This is a genomic window from Flavobacterium wongokense (assembly GCF_021608265.1).
Lineage (GTDB): Bacteria > Bacteroidota > Bacteroidia > Flavobacteriales > Flavobacteriaceae > Flavobacterium > Flavobacterium wongokense.
The window spans coordinates 39394-58339 of the sequence record NZ_JAKIHP010000004.1 but is presented as its reverse complement, the minus strand read 5'-3'; the positions used below and the strand labels follow the sequence as shown (position 1 = coordinate 58339).

Below are 18946 nucleotides of genomic sequence, written 5' to 3'. Positions count from 1 at the left end.
TTCGAGTGTTCGCGAAGCGAATGTATCGAGAACTATTATTATTTAAAGCTTCTCGATACATTTTGGCTTTGCCAAAACACTCGAAGTGACGGTTCTATTTTTTCTTTTTAGCTCCGCTCCGTTCGGCTTTGCCTCGGGTCTTCTTATCCTTTTTGTTAGATTTCGAAAAATCGGTAGTCGCGGTAAGCTCTGCAATCTTAATGATCACATCAATGGCTTTCTGCATGCTTTCCACAGGAACATATTCGTATTTTCCGTGGAAGTTATGTCCACCTGCAAAGATATTTGGGCAAGGCAATCCCATATAAGACAATCGACAACCGTCAGTTCCACCGCGAATCGGTTTGATTAACGGTTTGATGTCTAAGGATTTCATTGCTTTTTCAGCCAAATCCACAATAAACATTACCGGTTCCACCTTTTCCTTCATATTGTAATATTGGTCTTTAATCGTTGTGATTACGATGTCTTCACCAAACTGTTTCTTGAATTTCTTATTGAATTTTTTCGTGATGTCGTGAACCAGTTCCTTACGCTTCCTGAATTTCTTCATATCGTGGTCACGGATGATCAAATCCAGTTTCGTTTCCTCAATACTTCCCGAAATCCCTGTCACGTGGAAGAATCCTTCGTAACCTTTGGTTTCCTGTGGGGTTTCACCTTTTGGCAATTCGTTGATAAAGTCGTTGGCAATCAGCATCGAATTAATCATTTTTCCTTTGGCATAACCCGGATGCACGCTCTTTCCTTTGAAGGTAATCTTAACGCCAGCCGCATTGAAGTTCTCGTATTCCAATTCGCCAATCTGGCTTCCGTCCATTGTGTAAGCCCAGTCGGCTCCAAATTTTTCCACATCAAACAAATCGGCACCACGACCAATTTCCTCATCAGGTGTAAACCCAACGCGGATTTTCCCATGTTTGATTTGCGGATTCTGAACCAAATATTCCATGGCCGTAACAATCTCGGTAATCCCCGCTTTGTCGTCGGCGCCAAGCAACGTCAGTCCATTTGTCGTAATCAAAGTCTGTCCTTTGTACAACAATAAATCCTTGAAATAATTCGGAGACAAAATGATGTTCTGCTCTTTGTTCAATACAATATCACCGCCATCGTAATTCGGGATAATCTGTGGTTTTACATCCTTTCCGGTAAAATCGGGAGTGGTATCAAAATGCGAAATGAATCCGATTGTCGGAACTTCATGCTCCACATTCGAAGGCAGCGTCGCCATGATATAACCGTGTTTGTCAATGGTAACTTCCTTTAAGCCAATGGCTTTAAGTTCCTTCACCAGGTTATTGGCAAGGTCAAATTGTTTTTTGGTACTTGGAGTAGTGTCCGAATTTGGATCCGATTCGGTATCGATAGTAACGTAGCTTACAAAGCGGTCGATGATGTGTTGCATTTTAATTAGATTTTCTACAAATATAATAATTCAATTTGTCATTCCCGCGAAGGCGGGAATCCATTTTAGGAGCGGCACATTTTCTTTCTTAACACTTATGCTCCCGCCTTCCGCGCTACATGGTAGCTTGCTGCAGTCGGGGCTAAAGACTACTTCCACCATTCTCTAAACTCCTGATTACTGTCATCAAGAAAAACTTTTTCGCCTATTGTGGGTGTGATCAGCGAATAACCGTAACCATCGGTTTTATGATATTCAGTAACCTTGTCCAAAGGTTCATCCCAAGGATGTTGCGCCAGGGTGAATTTCCCCGAATGTACAGGAAATACCCTTTTCGCTTTCAATTCCGCTGCGGCCTTTCCAAATTGCTCCGGCAATAAATGAATGGCTTCCCAGGCCAGGTTGTACTGGCCGTTTTCAATTAACGCCAAATCGAATGGGCCGTATTTTTTACCTATTTCAGCAAAATGGGTATCATAACCACTATCACCACCCAAAAATAGTTTTAGGCTTTTGGCTTCCAAAACAAAGGACAACCAAAGCGTATTATTGCGCACCAGCCCACGTCCTGAAAAATGCCTCGCAGGTGTAGTATGGATTGTGAGTGTGTCGGTCAGCACTTCTGTTTCATGCCAGTCTTTTTCAATGATGATTGCCGGATCAAAGCCCCAATGTTCAAAATGGGAACCCACTCCAAGTCCACAAATAATAGTTTTGACTTTAGGTTTTAATTCCAATATGGTTTTATAATCCAAATGATCATAATGGTCGTGCGAAATCAACAGATAATCAATATCGGGAAAATCATCCGCCTGATAGTCATTACTGCCGGGAAAGGCTTTTACGCTTCCCGGAATCGGTGAGGCATTGCCACTGAAAACAGGATCGATAAGGAACTTTTTGCCATCAACCTGTAGGAAATAGGAAGAGTGCCCAAACCAAACCAATATATTTTCATTAGGATTCAAATTCTTCAAATCAGTTTTATCAGAAGGGATTTCCCGGTTAGGCTTACGATTCGGAAAGCTGCCAAAAAGCTGTTGGTACAAAAGCCCGGGCATCGAATAGCCTTCCGTTAATGTTGGTGTAAAATGGAAGTTCTGAAACTTTCCATCCTTGTATTGTGGGGATTGTTGAATCCTTTTCAGCCGTTCACCCGAAGGGGCTTTCCCAAACATCGGACGGTTCAGGAACCAAAAGCCAAACAATAGCAATACTGCTGCTATGCTTATAAATATAATCATAGTCTTAGTTTAATTAAGTGAATTTTTGAATTCCAAAGGCGTTAAGCAGGTTTTGTTCTTAAACAGCTTGCTAAAGGATTGTGGATATTCAAAGCCCAATTGATAGGCAATTTCCGCCACAGACAAATCACTGGAAATCAAAAAATCCTTGGCTTTTTCAATTAGTTTGGAATGGATGTGCTGTTGCGCATTCTGCCCGGTTAGGTTCCTGAGAAGGTCGCTAAGGTAATGGCTCGAAACATTTACCTTGGAAGCCAGTAAATCTACTGTGGGCAATCCTGTTTTTAGTGTATCGGCATTATCAAAATAGCTGTCAAGCGTTTGCTCCACCTTCATCAGCAAATCATTGCTTACCGCTTTTCGGGTAATGAACTGGCGTTTGTAAAAACGATTGCTGTAGTTCAGCATCACATCAATGTAGGAAACAATTACATCCTGGCTCATTTCGTCAATCGCGGTGTGAAGTTCATTGTTGATGCTTTCCATCAGGCCTATAATGGTGTTTTTTTCAATTTCGGAAAGATGCAGTGCTTCATTGGTATCATACGAAAAGAAACCATATTTCCTGATGTTTTTCCCCAATGGATAATTCCGGATAAAATCGGGATGGAAGAATAGGGTATAGCCCTTGTATTCCGCTTCCTTATCATCAATATAGATGAGCTGGTTGGGAGAGGTAAACATCATTCCGCCTTCGTTAAAGTCATAATAACCCTGGCCGTATCCCATTTTGCCAGTAGTGGAAATTTTGTACGATATCTTATAAAAATCAAGCAGTACCGAATCGGGTATCAGCGTAGCATCCATGGCAATCTTACTATTGTCAACAATGCTCAGCAACGGATGCAGTGGTTTTGGAAGCTGCAGTATCTGATGCAGTTCCGATATGGAGGAAACTTTGTGTGGTGTGTTTTTCTTTTCCATGGTTTAAATATAAGAAAATTTAAGGCTGATACCGAACAGGATTTGATTCCCAAACAGTATCAGCCTAAATGGATTTAAGCTCCAATGAATTGTTTGCCAAATTGGGCACGGAACACTTCATCGCCCTGTTCCAATCGTTGCCTGTAAAGTTCTTTGGCGTCTTCACCGGCTACATAACGTAGTTTGGTTTTTCCATCAGTAGCGGCTTCATAAACCACTTCCGCAATCTGCTCAGGTGTAGAGGCATTGGCAAACATTGCTTCAGCGCCGGCAAACATGCTTTCGACCATTTCCTGATAGGCTGGTGCTGAACCGGCATCCAACGAACGCGTCATAAAGTCGGTTTTAATCCCGCCAGGAGAAATGGTTTTGATGTTGATTCCAAAAGGATTCAGCTCAAAAGCCAGGCTTTCGCTCCAGCCTTCCAAAGCCCATTTAGTAGCGTGGTAAACAGAACCTAAAGGAAAAGTAAGCAAACCTCCAATTGAAGTTGTAGTAAGGAACAACCCATTTTGCCTTTCCCTGAAATACGGAATAAAGGCATTGGTGACACGGATAACTCCCAACAGGTTCGTGTCAATTTGTTTGGTAATCTGTTCGTCAGTAAGGCTTTCCAATGGACCAATCAGCCCATACCCCGCATTGTTATACACTACATCAATTGGGCTTAGTGCCAGTGCTTTTTGAACCGTTTCCTGAATCTGTGCCAGGTTGGTGACATCCAAAGGAAGCAGTGTTACATTTTGGAGTTTGGAGAGTTCGGTTTCCTTTTCAGGATTTCTCATTGTTGCGATTACATTCCATCCATTGTTGTGGAATAATTGTGCGGCTGCTTTCCCAAGTCCGGAAGAGGCGCCAGTGATAAAGATTGTCTTCATGATTTTTGTTTTAAAAATTGTGTTATAATTTGATAAGACAAAATTCACACTATGCATCTTCTAAAAAGTATCCATTTTGGTAAAATGAGTGTTCAAAATGGATTTAGGGTTTGTAGTTTATGATTTGTGGTCTCGGTAGTAGATTTTTTCACTCTGAATTTTAACATTTCTGTGTCAAAATCGTTCGAAAAAATATTTTTACCACACTTTTTGTGCTAAACTTTAAAAACAAAACAGTTTTAGCACAGAAATGTTAAAATTTTTCAGCCCCAACCTTGAGATTGACTTTGTAGTAACAAAAAAAAGCCAATCCTTAGGATTGGCTTTTAATAACATTGGTAAAATATATCTTAGATAACGTTTACATTGGTTGCAGTTGGCCCTTTTTGGCCGTCTGTTACATTATAGGACACTTTGTCGTTTTCCTGCACCTGCCCATTAAGGCCTGTTACATGTACAAATAAGTCCTGTCCGCCATTACTTGGTGTAATGAAACCGAAGCCTTTGGCTTCATTGAAAAATTTAATCGTTCCTTCGTTCATAAAAATAAATTATTAAGCGGTGAAGATAGTCTTAATAATTGGTTTTAAGTCTTTTAATATGAATAATTTACAAAAGGCCGTTAATTTAGTACCGTTATTTTGTTTCAATAAATCAAATTCCCGATTCAAATATCGCTGTCTTAGACTGGCGCAATTGCTGTTTTAAGAATGTATTGTTCTTTTTTTTTAGATAGATTGTTCCGATAAAGGGAAGCAGGCCATTTAGCTTATTTCGAAGCTGTCTCCTTATAATCCTTACTACGCTCACCCTGGATGAACATTTTCAGGGTATTGAAATGCATGGTAAATTCAACCGGTTTCCATTCCATGTCTTCATCCGTGTCTTCTTCGGTGCGGGTAGTATATTGGTACCAAAGGATGTATTTGGCATTGTCAAATCCCTTTTTAAAGAGTAAAGCACCCTTTTCGTCGCATTCCAATCCCCAAATCATTGGCCGTTTGAGCTGGTCGTGCAGCTGGTAAAAACCCATTCCGTATTGATTGAGTTCCACCACAGGTTCCTTTCCGTTGAATAAATATTTGCCCAGGATATCCAGGTTGATATTGTCCATATAATGCGAAATGTAATGCGGGCCGTCTTTGGTTTCAATCTTATCCCAGAGCTGGGCAAAGCTCTTGGTTCCAATCAATAACAAGACTAGGAGTAATTTTTGAGGTTTCATAACGTTAGGTTTAGTTTGTACTAAAAATAAAAACTATTCAATTCCAGTCGTCGATATGTGGAAATTAGTTATGAACAGATTGATTGTGGAAATGTTCATTTTAGTTAATTATGTAACTTTGTGTGGAATGACAAATAAGTATCAGCATGGAAGCCAAAGCAATCCTACAACAACACATAGCCAAGACCATATCGTTAAGTGAGGAGCAATTTGCCCATTTTTTCTCTTATTTTAAACCGATGTCCTTCAGCAAAGGACAGACGATTATTGGGGAAGGCGATACCGTAGATTGCGAATACTTTGTGCTTTCGGGTTGTTTGAAGGCTTTTTATATTAATGATGAAATCAAGATGTATATCCTTCAGTTTGCCATGCCAACCTGGTGGACCTCTGATTATGCGGCATTGTATAATAATACCCGCGCTACCATAAATGTAGACTGTATCACTGATGCAGAAGTACTTTGCCTTTCCAATGCCGATAGGGAGAAACTGTGTAGCGAACTCCACGAAGCGGAACACTTTTTCCGTTGGAGGACGAATCGGGGTTACATTGCTTCGCAAAAAAGGCTGCTTTCCTTTATGAATAATGATACCAAAAAGCGCTATGAGGAATTATTGGCGCTTTATCCCCAACTGTACAATTTAGTCCCAAAGCATTTAATTGCAGCTTATCTCGGGGTTTCCAGGGAAACTTTGAGCCGGCTTTATTCGGCACACTGATACTTTTTTCGAATGTGATGTAGGTCACGTAACCAACTTCGTATTCTGTTCTTCCTTTGTACCATAATTTTAAAACAAATTTAAAAATGGAAACAAAAGAATTTAAAATCGAAAGCGCAAAAAGCCGCATCGATTGGATAGGAAAAAAAGTAACCGGCGCACATAACGGTACGATTGAAGTAAAAGAAGGTTCCTTCACTTTGAATGACGGAAGGATAACCGAAGGTAAGGTCATCATTGACATGTCGAGCATTATGATCCTCGATGTAACGGATGCAGCTACGAATACCCAATTTGCAGGACACCTTGCTTCTGATGACTTTTTCTCAATTGAAAAATTCCCAGAGGCGTCTTTCGAAATTGTATCGGTAAATGCAATATCAGGCAATCAATATCATTTTGAAGGGAATTTAACGATCAAAGGAATTACTCATGCAGCTGCTTTTGATGCAACTGTTGAAAGCAGTGCAGCTACGCTAAACCTGGTTGGGAAACTTATCGTAGACCGTACCAAATATGGCATCAAATTCCGTTCAGGAAACTTCTTTAGGGATTTGGGCGATACGCTAATCTACAATGATTTTGAACTTGATGTTAATGTAACTGCCAACTTAAAAAACTAAGCCATGCCATTCGTAAAAATTGAATTGACCCGCGAGGGCGTAACCCGCGGTCAAAAACAGCAGCTAATCAAAGGAGTCACCGACTTAATTACAGAAGTCCTTAACAAAGACCCACACTTAACCCACATAGCCATACAGGAAATAGATACCGACAATTGGGGTTATGCAGGTGAACAGATATCAGTATTGCGTGAAAAAGGAATAACAGCAGATAAAAAATAATGCGATGAAAAAGCAAACTATAATTGTTACCGGAGCTTCTTCGGGTATAGGAAAAGGAATAGCGAAATACTTTTTGGATCGTGGCGATAATGTAGTCATCACTTCGGGTACGGCTGATAAATTGGAAGCAGTTTACCAGGAATTTGGAGCAACGGATAATCTTGCATTCGTCGCGGGTAATATCAGCAATAAAAAAACAGGCGAACAATTGGTGGCTACAGCCATTGAAAGATTCGGTTCCGTAGATATATTGGTTAACAATGCAGGTATTTTTGATAGTAAGCCTTTTTTAGAAGTAGATGAAGCTTATCTGGATAAATTCCTAACTACTAACCTGAAAGGAACTTATTTCACTACACAAACAGTCATTCCACAAATGCTGAAACAAAAAGGAGGTGTGGTAATCAACATCGGGACACCATTGGTAAACCATGGATTAGGTGGGTGGCCGGCATCAGCTCCGGTATCGAGTAAAGGCGCCATCCATGCCTTAACCGTTCAGCTTGCCGCCGAATTTGGAAAACAAAACATACGTTTCAATACAATTGCTCCGGGAGTTATCCGCACCCCAATGCATGGTGATAAAGCGGATTCCAATGCTGGACTTCACCTGCTGGATAGGGTTGGCGAAATTGAAGACGTTGCAGAGATGGTTTATACTGTTGCCAAAAGCAATTTTATCACAGGCTCGATCATCAATGTAGATGGAGGAAAAGGAGCCGGGCATAATTTAAATTAATTAAAATAATAATAACCGCCTCAGGGCACAAATTAAATAAAGATGAAAAATATAATTAAATCAGTATTTGTAGCTATGTTGGTAATGACTGGCGTTATTGCTACAGCTCAGAAATCACAAAAAACAAAAGTGCTTTTTGTTTTAACTTCCCATGATAAATTAGGGGATACAGGAGAATTAACAGGTTCCTGGATTGAAGAATTTGCAACCCCTTATTTTTTCTTTTTGGACAAAGGAATTGAAGTAGTGATTGCAACCCCAAAAGGAGGACAGGCTCCCATTGACCCAAAAAGTAACGACCCATCTTTCCAGACTCCGGCAACCAAACGTTTTTATGCCGATAAAAATGCACAAAAAGCATTGAGCACTACAGTGAAAATCACAACAGTTAAACAAGAAGACTTCAAGGCAGTATTTTACCCAGGTGGCCATGGCCCAATGTGGGATCTTGCAACGGATAAGAATTCGATGAAACTGATAATGGAATTTTACAATAACAGCAAACCAATAGCTTTTGTATGTCATGCGCCGGCCGCTTTGGCAAATGTTAAGGATAAAAACGGGAACTATCTTATTGCCGGTAAAAAAGTAACAGGTTTCAGCAATACTGAAGAAGCAGCTGTAGGATTAACCAAAGTAGTTCCTTTTTTGTTGGAAGATAGATTAAAAGAACACGGAGGAAAATATTCCCAAGGCGCTGATTGGAGTTCTTATGTAGTGGAAGATGGCTTATTGCTGACAGGTCAAAATCCTCAATCTTCAGAAGAAGTGGCTTCTAAGTTATTGTCTAAAATAAACTAATTCAATTATCTCCAACAAGTGATTTGGCATAGTTTGAAAATGAAGCTATGCCAAATCTTTTTATACCTTAAATATGTTTATTATGAAATCGAATATATCCTTAATGCTGACCCTTATTTTTTGGGTTGCCGAGAGCAGCAGCGCACAAGGCATGAGTTCCAAAGAATTCAATTCTATAAACCCCGAAAAGATAACATGGAAATCTTTCCCTGCTTTTCCGGATAAAGTAAAACTGGCTGTTTTGGTAGGGAATCCTGCTAAAACAGAACCCTTCATAGTTAGGGTAAAAGTACCGGATGGTGAAAAAATAATGCCCCACGTACATCCTGAAGATCGAATCTATACTGTAATTTCAGGAGTGTTTTATATAGGCATTGGAGAGAAATTTGACGAAACCAAACTTAAGGCCTATGCTCCAGGTTCGGTAATCATATTGCCTGGAAATACACCACATTTTCATTGGGCGAAATCTGGAGAATATGTTACCCAGGTCTATGCCATTGGCCCTCTGGGTTTGGAATACCTCGATAAGGAATACGATCCCAGGTTAAAATCGAGGAAATAATACTGCTTTTGTTTTAATGTGATTTACATCACACAGTCAGCCCGCTGTTTCTTTTGAAATTTGTAGTGTAATTAAATCACAACACAATGAAACCACAAAATCCAACAGTAATAAAAGCAATCTTAGTAACCGCTTTCATGCTCTATAATGTACAGGGAATGAAAGCACAAAACAACAGCACCATGAAAAATCAGGATTCAGACAAAGCAGCCCTTACAAAAGTATTGGAAGACAATTATTTCAAAGGGATTTATGAAGGCAATGTAGCCTTATTGGGCAGTGCATTCCATCATGATACTTTATTATTTGGCGATATTAAAGGAACGCCTTACGCCAAAACGCTCGAACAATATTTAGACGGAGTTAAAAACCGTCAAAGTCCTAAGGATTCCGGCAGGCCATTTCGAGGAGAAGTTTTATCTTTACATATCGTAAACTCTATCGCGGTAGCTGAAGCCAAAGTGACTATGTACGACTTCATTTACCATGATATCCTATCGTTTCATAAAATCAACGGGAATTGGGTTATCGTCAATAAAATGCTTACCGACACCAACCAATAAATGATAAAGTTATGTGGTATCATACAAAAGCAACAGAATTATTAGGCATACAATATCCGATTATGCAGGGCCCGTTTGGCGGTAATTTGTCTTCAGTAGCATTAACCGCTACAGTATCCAATGCTGGTGGCCTTGGCGGATTTGGAGCCTATACCTTGAGCCCACAGGAAATCATCGATGTCGATAAGCAGCTAAAAGCAGCTACTGATAAACCTTACAATCTCAACCTTTGGATTGCTGACAGCGATGTTCCTAATTCGGGCATAAGTGATGAATACTATGCAGAAATAAAAAAAGTATTCCAGGTCTATTTTGACGAGCTTGGAATTCCTTTTCCTGAAAAACCCGCACCCTTTCAATCCCGATTTGAAAACCAGGTAGAAGTAATCCTGGATCTTAAACCAAAAGTATTCAGTTTTATGTTTGGCGTTCCTTCTGCAGATATATTGGAGGAAAGCCGTAGACGAGGCATTGTAACAATTGGAGCAGCCACCACTTTGGATGAAGCCATTTACCTTGAAGCGGCCGGAGTTGACATGATCATTGCCTCAGGTTTTGAAGCAGGCGGGCACAGGCCTTCTTTTTTGGCTTCAGCTGAAACCTCCATAACAGGCTCATTTGTATTAATGCAACTCATTAAGGAAAAAGTAAAAGTTCCCATTATTGCTGCTGGTGGCATTGCTAATGGGAAAGGAGTAGCGGCTGCTCTGGCTCTAGGAGCGAGTGCCGCACAAATAGGTACCGCTTTTTTGGCTACAGATGAATCGAATGCTTTGCCAATCCATCGTCAAATGTTGTTTTCGGATGCAGCCAAATACACTACACTTTCCCGAGCTTATACTGGCCGTTTAGGCCGTGGAATTACCAGCAGGATTGCCAGGGAAATGATAGGTAAGGAAAAACAAATCCTCCCTTTTCCGCTACAGACAACTCTAATAGCATCCTTGCGAAAAGCTGCCCTTGAACAGGGGAAATGGGATATGGTATTGTTTTGGGGAGGACAGATTGCGCCAATTCTTAAACACACCAAAGCTGCTGCTTTGATGGCTTCGTTAATACAAGAAACAGAAGATTATTTTAGCAATCTAAAAGCCTGATTTTTTCGAATGTGACCTACATCACGTAACCGGATTTTTATTCTTCCTGAACTTTGTACTGTAATTTTAAATACAATACAAAATGGAAACAATAAATGAAAAAGTACTTTATACCGGAGTGACCCATACTACAGGAGGCAGAACTGGTAAATCCAAAAGTTCAGATGGTGAGTTGGATATCCTACTTTCCTCTCCCGGTTCTAAACGTTCCGGCACTAATCCTGAACAACTATTTGCAGCCGGATGGTCAGCCTGTTTTATAGGCGCCATGGAAATCGCAGCAAGAAATCTAAAAGCGGCAATTCCCGAAGATCATTATGTGAATACAGAAGTCGATTTGGTATTAAGTGAAAACGGTTATACACTTCAGGCGCGTTTATATATAAACTTACCCGGAGTTGATAAGGGAATTGCGAAAAGCATTATCGGGATTGCACAAGAAAGCTGTCCCTATTCAAAAGCCACAAAAGGGAATATAAAAACCGAATATATCCTTATCTAAAAACAAATAGAAAACATGAAAAGTAATTTAATCTATCTGGCAATGGCATTGATAACAGGGGCGCTGATTCCGATTCAGGCTTCTACAAATGCTGCGTTCAGTAAAAGTGTGGGCAATCCCTTCCTTACAGGTTTGATGGTTTTTATTGTGGGTTTGATAGGAATGGTGGCATTTATCGTTATATCGGGGACAGCCATGCCAACTACACAACAGGTAATCAGCGCGCCACTTTACAGCTATCTGGGTGGTGTGATTGTAGTAATTTATGTGATTATGATTTCGGTGTTAGTGCCTCGCATTGGCGTTGGAACCTCCATTGCCTTTATATTGACAGGGCAGGTGATTTTTGCAGTAATCATTGATCACTTTGGGCTTTTTAATGTTGTACCACGTTCTATCAACTTTACAAGGATTATTGGTTTAGTATTGTTGATAAGTGGAGTTTATATCGTAATGAAAAAATAAGGTTTAACTTTTCTACAGATAAAAAAAGGAGCTAATGCTCCTTTTTTTTATTTTTTCTCTAACCAAATTCTAGCATTTACAAATGCCTCAATCCATGGGGAAACTTCATCCTTTTTATCCGTTGGATAGTATGCCCAGTTCCATGGGAAGGCAGAGCGCTCAATATGTGGCATCATCACCAAATGACGACCGGTCTTGTCACACATCATTGCGGTGTTGTAACCCGAACCATTCGGATTTGCAGGATAGCCTTCGTAAGCGTATTTGGCTACAATATTGTACTGATTCTCTGCTTCCGGAAGTTGGAATTTTCCTTCTCCGTGCGAAACCCAAACCCCAAGCGTGCTTCCGGCTAAGGTTTTCAGCATCACCGAATTGTTTTCGGCAACTTTTACCGATGTGAAAATGCTTTCGTGTTTGTTACTATCATTGTGCAGCATCTTTCCATGGACCTTATGTTCCGGATGGATGACTTCCAATTCCATAAACAACTGGCATCCATTACAGATTCCAACGGATAAAGTGTCTTCTCTTTTGAAGAAATTCTTAAGCGAATTGTTTGCCTTTTCGTTGTATTTGAATGCTCCGGCCCAGCCTTTTGCCGAACCCAAAACATCCGAATTCGAAAATCCTCCCACAGCGCCAATAAACTTTATATCTTCCAGGTTTTCACGCCCCGAAATCAAATCGGTCATGTGGATGTCCTTAACGTCAAAGCCTGCTATGTATAGGGCATTCGCCATTTCACGTTCGGAATTACTTCCTTTTTCCCTGATTATGGCTGCCTTTGGACGCGGTTTCGTATTGTCAATCTCAGGTTTTTTCCCTGTAAACTGAGCAGGGAATTTATAGTGTAAAGGTTGGTTTTTATAATTGTCAAAACGTTCTTTGGCTTTATTGTTTTTGCTTTGTTTCTGGTCGAGTAGGAAAGAGGTTTTGAACCAAATGTCTCTTAAGTTTTGAATGTTGAATTTCAAATCATTAATTGTCAATTCGCCTGACTCCACAGCGTTTCCGATTTTGAAGAACTCGATTCCGCTCAATGCTTTTTCAAATGCAGCGTCGTCTTTTGCCTGAAGTACCAAACCGATGTTTTCAGAAAATAAAATCTTTACCAAATCTTTTTCGGCAAATGAACTAAAGTCGATTTTGGCTCCCAAATTTATATCTGCAAAACACAGCTCCAATAAAGTTGTAATCAAACCACCCGAACCAATGTCGTGCCCTGCAACAATCTGCCTGTCCTTGATTAGATTTTGAATGGCATTGAATGCTTTTTTAAAGAAATCAGCATTCTTGATGGTTGGCGTATCATTTCCGACCTTATTCTGGGTTTGGGCAAATGAACTTCCGCCCAATTTAAATTCGTCCTGAGACAAATTGATATAATAAATCGAACCGCCATTTCTTTGTAAAACCGGTTCAACGACTTTTGTAATATTGGAACAATTTCCGGCAGCTGAAATAATAACCGTTCCCGGCGCAATCACTTCATCATTCGGATATTTTTGCTTCATTGACAGCGAATCCTTTCCGGTTGGAATATTGATTCCCAATTCGATGGCAAAATCAGAACACGCTTTTACCGCTTCGTACAAACGGGCATCTTCGCCTTCATTTTTGCATGCCCACATCCAGTTGGCCGAAAGGGAAACACTTTTCAAACCATCCTTTAACGGCGCAAAAATAATATTCGATAAGGCTTCGCCAATAGAATTCCGCGAACCTGCACTTGGATTTATCAAAGCTGAAATTGGAGAATGCCCTATGGTTGTGGCAATTCCTTCCTTTCCGTTAAAATCCAATGCCATAACACCAACATTGTTCAATGGTAATTGTAACGGTCCTGCGCATTGTTGTTTGGCTACTTTTCCACCAACGCAGCGGTCGACTTTATTGGTCAGCCAGTCTTTACAGGCAACTGCTTCAAGCTGTAAAACCTGCTCCAAATAGCTGTGGATTTTATCTTGTGAATATGGAACTTCAGTATATTTTATAGTGGATGTTGAATCGGTCATGATCACTTTAGGCGAACTTCCAAACATATCTTCCAGCGCAAAATCCATAGGTTTTTCGCCAGTAGTTTTGCTTTCAAAAGTAAAGCGGTGGTCATCGGTTACTTCGCCCACTTCGTACATTGGGGCACGCTCACGCTCGGCAATTGCTCTCAGGATTTCAATGTCATCCTTTCCAATTACCAATCCCATGCGTTCCTGTGATTCGTTACCAATGATTTCTTTGGCAGATAATGTTGGATCGCCAACAGGAAGTTTGTCCAGATTGATCAATCCACCGGTCTCTTCAACCAATTCAGAAAGGCAGTTCAAATGCCCGCCTGCACCGTGATCATGGATTGAAACGATCGGATTCGTATCGCTTTCCACAAAAGCACGGATGGCATTGGCAGCCCTTTTCTGCATTTCCGGGTTCGAACGTTGGATGGCGTTTAATTCAATTCCGGAACCAAAAGCACCGGTATCTGCAGAAGAAACTGCAGCGCCGCCCATTCCGATTCTGTAATTTTCACCACCAAGTACTACAATTTTATCGCCTTTTTTTGGTTTGTGTTTTTTGGCCTGTTCTTCTTTTCCATAACCAATTCCACCGGCTAACATGATTACTTTATCGAAACCTAACTTTCGGTTGTTTTCTTCATGCTCAAATGTTAGTACAGAACCTGTGATTAAGGGTTGTCCAAATTTATTTCCAAAATCGGAAGCACCATTCGAGGCTTTTATCAAAATGTCCATCGGAGTTTGGTACAACCATTTTCTTTCCTGCATTCCGTTTTCCCATTCACGATTTTTTTCCAATCTTGAATAAGCAGTCATGTAAACCGCTGTTCCTGCCAAAGGCAATGAACCTTGTCCGCCTGCCAAACGGTCCCGGATTTCTCCACCAGAACCTGTAGCCGCACCATTAAAAGGTTCTACGGTTGTTGGGAAATTGTGGGTTTCGGCTTTGATGGATATTACTGAATTGAATTCCTTTTCCTGGTAAAAATCGGCTTTGTCCCCCTTTTTTGGAGCGAACTGAGTCACTTTCGGGCCTTTGATGAAAGCCACATTGTCTTTATAGGCCGAAACGATATCATTCGGATTGAGTTCGGAAGTTTTCCTGATCATTTTGAACAAGGACATGTTTTTCTCTACACCATCAATAACGAAAGTTCCGTTGAAGATTTTATGACGGCAGTGTTCCGAATTTACCTGCGAGAATCCGAAGACTTCCGAATCCGTTAATTTTCTATTGAGTTTTTTGGAAAGGTTTTCAAGGTATTGTACCTCTTCATCGCTTAAAGCCAAGCCTTCCTGTTTGTTATAGGCAGCAATGTCGGCAATTTCCAGGATTGGTTCCGGCTTGATGTTGATGGTAAAAATATCCTGGTTCAGCTCGCTGTATTTCTGCGAAAGCATCGGGTCAAAATCATTGAAATCCTCAGAAATTTTTAAGAACTCCTCAATTCGTATGATGCCGTCAATTCCCATGTTTTGGGTAATTTCAACAGCGTTGGTGCTCCAGGGCGTAATCATTGCGGCACGTGGGCCAATAAAAAAATCCGTCAGGACGGATTTTTCTATTTTATATGCGTTAGCGAATAACCAATTTAGTTTTGAGATAGTTTCTGCCGAAAGTTCGTTTTGCGACTGAACGGCAAAAACGGTATTGCTTTCGTTTCCGAAGAAATGAATCATTGTGTTGTTGTTTTGTGTTGTTGTGGTGCAAATTTAGGCTAAAAATCTGAAACCTAAAAGAGCTTTTAATTTAATTCTAAGGAATAAAATTATAGGCGCCCACATCAAAAGGATTTACCCTTGGATTGCCTAATATGTCAAACAAAACTCCGGCTTCAATTCCCATTCCTATTGCAAAGGAATCCTCATCAAGGCGTAGGTTGTTTTTAGCAATTTCTACGAAATCAGGTGATTTATTTATCTTATTTCCGTTTTGTTCCAATCGCAGCACATCATATAAAAGCGGATTTGCCACAGCGACAGAACCCGATGAAACATTAATCTTCACGAGGCAGTTTTGGAAAGAGCTGTTGAATGTAGTTCCTTTTTTGTCCAGGATAATTTCATTGCTGTTTGAACCATAAATGATGCAATTCGTGAAAGCTGCATTTAGTGCCAATGGCGTTTCCTCTCCTAAATAATCAGAAGCATACACCGCCAGTTGTTTGGAACTGCTCCAGTTGTTGTTGAACGTACAATTGGTAAACGCATAATCTCCTCCATAAACAGCAGCCACACAGTATTGACCGCAACTGTTGATGACTACTTTTTTGCCTTCAATGTTCCCGTTATACGAAAGTATCCCGTAGTTGGAACAATCGTAAATCTGGGTGTTTTCTATTCTAACCAAACCTGCATTGTCTTCAATAAGCAATCCTACGATGGCATTTTTAAGTGTTAGATTCTTAATGTTTGCATGGCTTCCCTGACGCAGGTAAACGGCCTGCCATTGTCCCGGAACATCTGAAAAATCGGGTTCCAAACGGTCGCCTTCAAAAATAACTTCGTTTTCCAAAGTTTCCTGATTTGTGGATATGTCTCCTTCTATATTGAGCGTTCCGCCTTGTTGAACCACCAAACCTGATCCATCGTGGAAATGAACCCTTGCTCCTTGTGGAATGGTGAGCGTTTCTCCATTGGGCACACTCGCATAACCGTAGACGACATAAGGTTTGTCGGTATGGAACGTATATTCATCCTGATTGTCGGGATGATTGTGGCTCAGGTTTCGGCCGTTGGTTTCCAATACTTCCCCGTTTTCGCCAAAACCAATTGGAATCTGGTCGATAACACCGTTGGTATTATTAGGGAAAATAAAATAAGCATCCTGGATTAGTGTTACCAATTCCACTTTTTGCAGGTTATCGCCGCTGTCAAATTCAATCTGGTCGGTATATAGGAAATCGTCTGGGTTGGCATCACCAATACCCGCTGTGGTTTCTATGAAAATATACATACTGTCCTTTGCCAATAATTCGACGTCGCGGAAAACCCTGTTTTCAAAACCGACCATTCCATCAACCGTCATCCTGTATTTTGAACCAACTCCTTTTGCCAATCTGATGGATGGAATTTTGATGTCTTTGTCGCTTCGGTTATAAACTTTCAAGGTATAAGTGCTGGAACCGATATTGGTAAAAACCGTGTCGAGGTAAATGGTGTCTTTAGAAAAAACCAACTCGCCCTTACTTGGTTCGAATACAAAATCCTGACGACAGGAACTAACGGTGATAGCTAAACCAACAAAAAATAGAATAATGAGTTTACGCATTTGCAGTATGAATTTTGGTAAATGTAAGTATTAATTTGAAAATCTAAAAATCTAATGATATAACGTCAAAAAATAGAATTTATTGCCAAAAGTATTCAAATCCGTGTCATTTCGGTTTTAAATTCTTGTAAATAAGTAGTATTTTTACACTCGGTACCTTTAGGTCAAACCGTAAAAAATAAAAATAGCTATGTCATTTGATAAAGATAAAATGCTCCAACTTTGCAATAATTGGTGCAAAAACACCCTGATGGAAACTTTGGAAATCGAATACATCGATGCCGGCGAAGATTTCCTTACGGCCAAAATGCCTGTAAATTCAAGAGTGCATCAACCTATGGGATTGCTTCATGGCGGTGCCACTGTGGCATTGGCAGAGAGTGTTGGAAGTGCGGCTTCCTTTTTGTTCATCAATACCGAAAAACAGGAAGTACGCGGCATCGAAATTTCTGCGAATCATTTAAAGGCAAAGCGTGAAGGAACCGTTTTTTGCACCGCAAGGATCATCCATAAAGGCAGGAGCATCCATCTTTGGGAAATAAAAATCACCGATGAAGAAGGAAAATTAATATCGCTTTGCAAATTGACTAACATGATTTTACCAAGACGCTAATGACCGATTTATTCCTAAAAGTCAAAATCCAGCAAGGGCAGAATCTGCCGTTTGTCTTGTTCTGCAAACCCGATTCCAATAAGGTTGTAGGTGTGTTTCAAAGGAATGACCACTTGTATTTTTTGGAAAGTTTTGAGGAAAAAGGTTTTGCTTTTGCTCCCTTTGATGCTGAGGAAGTCCCTTATATTCCGTTGGAGCATTCGGATGTGTATGTTGAAATGGTCCATAGCAAAAATTACTATTTTGAATCCAAGCCCATTGCGCCAAACAATATCATAGGAAAAGATTTCTTTGAAGAATTGGTTGCCAAAGGCGTTGATGCCATAAACGACAAGGAATTCCTAAAAGTGGTTTTGTCGAGGAAAGAAGAAGTGGCACTGACTGATTTTGACATCCAGGCAACGATGCGCCGAATGATTTATCAATATCCCAATGCCTTTAAATATTGTTTTTCGCATCCAAAGATTGGAACCTGGATTGGCGCAACACCCGAACAGTTCCTGAAGACCAATGCGAATTCGATAAAAACGGTTGCACTTGCCGGGACACAATTGGAAACAGCTTCTAAAAATGTGGTTTGGCAGGATAAGGAAAAAACCGAGCAGCAATTGGTCACCGATTTCATAGTAGACAGCCTTGAGGATTTGGTTAAGGAAATTACCCTTTCGAGTCCGTATTCGGTTAAGGCGGGAAATTTGTGGCATATAAAAACGGATATTTCTGCAACTTTGAAGTCGAAGAAATTCCTAAAGAAAGTCATAACGGCCTTGCACCCAACGTCAGCTGTTTGTGGCCTGCCAAAGCAGGAAGCAAAACAGTTCATCCAAAAAAATGAAGGCTACAACCGCGAATATTATTCGGGTTACCTGGGCGAACTGAATATCGATTTGGTCACCTTTAAAACATTGCAGACCGATTTGTTTGTCAACCTGCGCTGTATGAAAGTACTCGGAAATAGGGCGCAGCTCTTTATTGGCTGCGGGATCACCAAAGACAGTAATCCGGAAGATGAATACATTGAGACGGTCAACAAATCGATGACGATGAAGAAAATCATTAGTTAAAAATT

At 40.5% G+C, this 18946-nt stretch carries 20 protein-coding genes; 12 read left to right on the top strand and 8 right to left on the bottom strand.

Going from position 1 to position 18946, the window contains the following annotated elements; genetic code table 11:
* Positions 1-94: 94 nt before the first annotated feature.
* From pepT to L1S31_RS11520, 6 genes are all read right to left on the bottom strand, one after another.
* Positions 95-1408, bottom strand: coding sequence for a peptidase T (pepT, locus tag L1S31_RS11545; RefSeq protein ID WP_236464895.1), 1314 nt, complete (start codon positions 1406-1408; stop codon positions 95-97).
* 149 nt (positions 1409-1557) lie between these two features.
* Positions 1558-2652: an MBL fold metallo-hydrolase gene (locus L1S31_RS11540; RefSeq protein WP_236464894.1), complete on the bottom strand. Its 1095-nt coding sequence runs from the start codon at positions 2650-2652 to the stop codon at positions 1558-1560.
* 9 nt (positions 2653-2661) lie between these two features.
* Positions 2662-3576 (bottom strand): helix-turn-helix domain-containing protein, encoded by a 915-nt coding sequence (locus tag L1S31_RS11535; protein WP_236464893.1) that lies wholly within the window; start codon positions 3574-3576, stop codon positions 2662-2664.
* Between the two features lie 74 nt (positions 3577-3650).
* Entirely contained in the window at positions 3651-4454 is an 804-nt protein-coding gene (locus tag L1S31_RS11530; RefSeq protein ID WP_236464892.1) for an SDR family oxidoreductase, read from the bottom strand.
* 350 nt (positions 4455-4804) lie between these two features.
* Positions 4805-4996, bottom strand: coding sequence for a cold-shock protein (locus L1S31_RS11525; RefSeq protein ID WP_236464891.1), 192 nt, complete (start codon positions 4994-4996; stop codon positions 4805-4807).
* Positions 4997-5223: 227 nt separating this feature from the next.
* Positions 5224-5679 (bottom strand): hypothetical protein, encoded by a 456-nt coding sequence (locus L1S31_RS11520; protein ID WP_236464890.1) that lies wholly within the window; start codon positions 5677-5679, stop codon positions 5224-5226.
* Positions 5680-5825: 146 nt separating this feature from the next.
* On the opposite strand from L1S31_RS11520, the gene L1S31_RS11515 reads away from it, so the two are divergent.
* The 10 genes from L1S31_RS11515 (at position 5826) to L1S31_RS11470 (ending at position 11978) form a co-directional block, all read left to right on the top strand.
* Complete coding sequence (locus L1S31_RS11515; RefSeq protein ID WP_236464889.1) at positions 5826-6401, top strand: Crp/Fnr family transcriptional regulator; 576 nt, start codon at positions 5826-5828, stop codon at positions 6399-6401.
* 86 nt (positions 6402-6487) lie between these two features.
* Positions 6488-7024 carry a YceI family protein gene (locus tag L1S31_RS11510; protein ID WP_236464888.1) on the top strand — a complete coding sequence of 179 codons (537 nt, stop codon included), beginning with the start codon at positions 6488-6490 and terminating at the stop codon, positions 7022-7024.
* A gap of 3 nt (positions 7025-7027) precedes the next feature.
* A complete protein-coding gene (locus tag L1S31_RS11505; RefSeq protein ID WP_236464887.1) occupies positions 7028-7246 on the top strand; it encodes a tautomerase family protein in 219 nt (72 codons plus the stop codon).
* Between the two features lie 4 nt (positions 7247-7250).
* On the top strand, positions 7251-7985 hold the full coding sequence (locus L1S31_RS11500; RefSeq protein ID WP_236464886.1) for an SDR family NAD(P)-dependent oxidoreductase: 735 nt from the start codon (positions 7251-7253) through the stop codon (positions 7983-7985).
* 42 nt (positions 7986-8027) lie between these two features.
* A complete protein-coding gene (locus tag L1S31_RS11495) occupies positions 8028-8786 on the top strand; it encodes a type 1 glutamine amidotransferase domain-containing protein (protein ID WP_236464885.1) in 759 nt (252 codons plus the stop codon).
* An 82-nt stretch (positions 8787-8868) separates the two neighbouring features.
* Positions 8869-9351 carry a cupin domain-containing protein gene (locus L1S31_RS11490; protein ID WP_236464884.1) on the top strand — a complete coding sequence of 161 codons (483 nt, stop codon included), beginning with the start codon at positions 8869-8871 and terminating at the stop codon, positions 9349-9351.
* Positions 9352-9437: 86 nt separating this feature from the next.
* On the top strand, positions 9438-9914 hold the full coding sequence (locus L1S31_RS11485) for a nuclear transport factor 2 family protein (protein WP_236464883.1): 477 nt from the start codon (positions 9438-9440) through the stop codon (positions 9912-9914).
* An 11-nt stretch (positions 9915-9925) separates the two neighbouring features.
* On the top strand, positions 9926-11011 hold the full coding sequence (locus L1S31_RS11480) for an NAD(P)H-dependent flavin oxidoreductase (protein WP_236464882.1): 1086 nt from the start codon (positions 9926-9928) through the stop codon (positions 11009-11011).
* A gap of 82 nt (positions 11012-11093) precedes the next feature.
* Positions 11094-11513 carry an Ohr family peroxiredoxin gene (locus L1S31_RS11475; RefSeq protein ID WP_236464881.1) on the top strand — a complete coding sequence of 140 codons (420 nt, stop codon included), beginning with the start codon at positions 11094-11096 and terminating at the stop codon, positions 11511-11513.
* A 15-nt stretch (positions 11514-11528) separates the two neighbouring features.
* Complete coding sequence (locus tag L1S31_RS11470; RefSeq protein ID WP_236464880.1) at positions 11529-11978, top strand: DMT family transporter; 450 nt, start codon at positions 11529-11531, stop codon at positions 11976-11978.
* Positions 11979-12025: 47 nt separating this feature from the next.
* Here L1S31_RS11470 and purL read toward each other — a convergent pair whose 3' ends face one another.
* A complete protein-coding gene (purL, locus tag L1S31_RS11465) occupies positions 12026-15673 on the bottom strand; it encodes a phosphoribosylformylglycinamidine synthase (protein WP_236464879.1) in 3648 nt (1215 codons plus the stop codon).
* 76 nt (positions 15674-15749) lie between these two features.
* On the bottom strand, positions 15750-17264 hold the full coding sequence (locus L1S31_RS11460; RefSeq protein WP_236464878.1) for a right-handed parallel beta-helix repeat-containing protein: 1515 nt from the start codon (positions 17262-17264) through the stop codon (positions 15750-15752).
* A gap of 190 nt (positions 17265-17454) precedes the next feature.
* Between L1S31_RS11460 and L1S31_RS11455 the strand changes: the two genes are divergently transcribed.
* On the top strand, positions 17455-17877 hold the full coding sequence (locus tag L1S31_RS11455; RefSeq protein WP_236464877.1) for a PaaI family thioesterase: 423 nt from the start codon (positions 17455-17457) through the stop codon (positions 17875-17877).
* The gene (locus L1S31_RS11450) at positions 17877-18941 is read left to right on the top strand and encodes a chorismate-binding protein (RefSeq protein ID WP_236464876.1); all 1065 of its coding nucleotides are present in this window, start codon (positions 17877-17879) and stop codon (positions 18939-18941) included. Before L1S31_RS11455 ends, L1S31_RS11450 begins: the two co-directional genes overlap by 1 nt.
* Positions 18942-18946 lie beyond the last annotated feature (5 nt).